Annotated in this window: 3 protein-coding genes and 1 pseudogene; 1 reads left to right on the top strand and 3 read right to left on the bottom strand. The window is 60.5% G+C overall.

What is annotated here, in order from left to right:
- Window positions 1-1,163, bottom strand: a pseudogene (locus tag RA19_RS26380) (relaxase/mobilization nuclease domain-containing protein); the annotation flags it as partial.
- Complete coding sequence (mobC, locus tag RA19_RS25530) at window positions 1,153-1,554, bottom strand: plasmid mobilization relaxosome protein MobC (RefSeq protein WP_039168860.1); 402 nt, start codon at window positions 1,552-1,554, stop codon at window positions 1,153-1,155. The pseudogene RA19_RS26380 and the gene mobC, both read right to left, overlap by 11 nt.
- A 211-nt stretch (window positions 1,555-1,765) precedes the next feature.
- Here mobC and RA19_RS25525 point away from each other — a divergent pair, with 211 nt between their 5' ends.
- On the top strand, window positions 1,766-2,047 hold the full coding sequence (locus RA19_RS25525; protein ID WP_082020691.1) for a hypothetical protein: 282 nt from the start codon (window positions 1,766-1,768) through the stop codon (window positions 2,045-2,047).
- 198 nt (window positions 2,048-2,245) lie between these two features.
- On the opposite strand, the gene RA19_RS25520 is transcribed toward RA19_RS25525, so the two are convergent.
- The coding region (locus RA19_RS25520; RefSeq protein ID WP_039168857.1) for a replication initiation protein at window positions 2,246-2,962 on the bottom strand (717 nt) is incomplete at its 5' end.

The raw sequence follows: 2,962 nt of genomic DNA, 5'->3' as shown, positions 1-2,962 counted from the left end.
CCGCCATCGATATCAGCAGCGGTTTGAGCCATCCCCGGAACGTCACCAGACTCAGGGCCTCCCCGTCCGTCTTGAGTTGCTCTAGGGCCGTCCTGAGCGGATCGATCGCCTGCTCGATTGCCTTCCCCTGGGCGAGAGTGATCGCGTCGTTTAACCCCTTTTGGATCTGCTCCAAGTCCGTCAAGCTCAAGCATTTGAGCGCGTCCACGGTCGCCTGTTGTTGTTCCAAGGCGCTCTGCTGTGAACCTAACAACGTGGTGATCTGCTCGCTCTGCTGCCGAATAGCGTCCCTGGTTGTACTCAGCTCGGCGCTCACATGCTTTGTCAAACGCTCGCTGAGCTGTGTCAGATTGGCCTCGGTCAACGTGGCCACCTCGGCCAGCTCCTCGGCTTGCCGCTGCGCTAGTCTCTCGCTCAAGCGTGTTTTCAGCTCGCCACCCTTCTCCATACAGCTCTCCTTTGAGCCGGATGCCCTGCGGGTATCCCTCCGGCCTGATCGTGATGTAGTCCTTGCCCTGGCGGGTGATCTCGAATTCGAGCACCTCGCCCAGGTACTCGAGTAATTCGCCCCGGTCGCGGATCAGCCCCTGAGCCACCGCCCCAAGCAGGTGATCCCCTATCTGCCGCTTGATGGCAGTCCTGTCCTGCTGGCCCTTGTAGGCGTCAAAGGAGGGCTGTATCAGCCGTGCCCGGAGCGGGTCGTCTGGTCTGGCCCAGCCCTTGCCGTAGTTCCATTTATCCCGCAGGGCGTCAAAGTCTTTTCTATGTCCGGGCGGGGCAATGTTCAGAGATTTACCCGTGCCCAGGTGAACACGGGGCACCAGGATGTGGACGTGGACACCGCCCCCGGCCTCCCGGTGCTGCACGGCGGTCAGATGCACGTCCTGCCTATCCAGTCCGGCAAAGGACAGCGCCTCGAAGTCGTCCAGCACCGCGCCGATCTCGGCGTCACTGGGGGCCTCTTCCTCCGACCAGGAGATCACCGCACTCCGGTATCGATGCTGAAAATCGAGCGAGTCCGCCACGGCGGCGAACTGCTGCGGATCACCCCGCAACACCGCCACCCCGGCACGTTCCTCGCCCTTGTGGTCGTGACTGTCCAGCAAATAGGTCGCCGCACTGCTGGCCTTACCGGTGCCATGAGCCAGGAACTTAATCATCATGCCCGTCATCCTCCCGGTTCGGCGGAGGCGGAAGCTGCGGCAGTAGTCTCCCGGCGCTCTCCTCGATGCTACGTAGCAACGTCAGCAGCTCCACCAGGTGAACCGAGCTCCCTACCAGGCGGCATTCGTTCACCGCCCTGGCGATCTGGTTGAGGTTCGATCCCAACGCCGCGAGCTGGCGCATTAGCGCAGGATCTGCCAGGTGGCGGGGGTCTCGTTCCCGCCGCGACCGGGCGGGGGATATATGGGTTTGCTGGTCGGCATCCACCTTGGCTCTCAGCCAGTCGGAGAGGGTCAGCCCCTCGTCGCTGGCCCCCTGGCGCCACTTGGCCAGGGTGGCAGGATCGAGGCGAAGGCTGGCCGTTGTTGTCTTTAGCTCTGGCTTTGTCATTGGCTCTCCAAGCGGCGTAGCAGCGTGGGGTTTGAAGGGGCGGAGCCCCTCACCAGCCCCCGGATACATGGAGACCGCGAAGCGGGCGTAATGTAATACGGGGTCGGCTGGCTTAATACCAGTAAAGCAGAAAACGAGGGGGTCGGCAACTTGCAATAAACGTCACCGTGACAGATAATGAATTACCGTAACAGTGACAGGAAAGAGCATCATGAAGGACGCAGCGGATCAGGGAACTGGGGACATGTTCGGCATCAGGCGAGGTCGTGGTAGACCAAAGACAGGGACAGCCAAGACGGGGGCAGAACGGCAGGCTACCTACCGGGCGAAGCAACAGGAAATAAACGTTACCGTGACGTTAAACAGGAATGATCTGAGGGCAGTAAAAACCATTCTGGCCTTCGCTAAGGTCAAGGGGATCACGGAGATGGTGGACGCGGAAACGCTGGAGCGGATAGAGCGGGCGATCTACGCGATCCCGGCAGACGAGTAACCGGGGCCAGAGCAAGATCGCTCCGTGGACAACGGCCCCGCCCACACCCCCCGATAGAGCCGGGGGGCGATGGACGGCCTTCGGTCCGGCCGTTCCCCACCTCGCCAAGGATCCGCTCTAAAAGGATTTTTAAGACTAAAAGGCAAAAGCTCGAGAACGCCCTTTCGGGCGCTGTTATCTGATATAGGCTTGTTTCGATCACGGATGATCACGCTTTAGGTAAACGCTCACCGTACTGGGGGAGATTTGAAGATCGTCCGCTATATCGCGGTTGGTGTACCCCTGAGCCTTAAGCCGCAGAACCTCCGGCAATAGATCGGACTTGTCCTTACCGCTATTGCTCGGCCTTCCCCCTCCCTTGGATACCTTACCGCCCTTAGCCCCTCTCCGCGCTTGGATCTCGGAGGTATGTGTCCGATCAACGTAATCCGCAAACGCGGACGGAGTTAGGTTCCGCCAGACCCAGCGGGCAATGCTCTTGGCCGTAGACTTAATCTCGGACACTGGCAGCGGACCGCCTTGCTCCAAGCCAAACGCATTGGCGCTCTCACAGGCCGCAAGCACGGCATCGGCCCATGCGTCATAGCCGTTGGGCCGCCAAAACCGTCTGACGGCCTTATAGGCCCATTCCCGCACGTTATCGAACACCTCTATGTTACGCCCCAACCCGCTCGCTTCTTTGCGCTTACGGCCACTAAAGGCCGCCAGATCAGCATCTGGGCAAAACTCGGCGAGATAGTCGAGGGTGTAGGGTTCAATGTCGTGCCAGAACGTCATCCAATCGCTGTGGACGGGGTTTTTTGTGACCAGCCCTGCATACCTCAGATCGGCCCCCAATCGTTTCGCTAGAACGTGCTCGATGGCAGCCAGGTAACGCAACGGCCCCAATCTGCCGACACTGGATCGCGCCACGGG

Source organism: Leisingera sp. ANG-M1, assembly GCF_000813745.1.
Lineage (GTDB): Bacteria > Pseudomonadota > Alphaproteobacteria > Rhodobacterales > Rhodobacteraceae > Leisingera.
The sequence above is the reverse complement of the archived record's forward strand: the minus strand, read 5'-3'. Positions and strand labels throughout refer to the sequence as shown.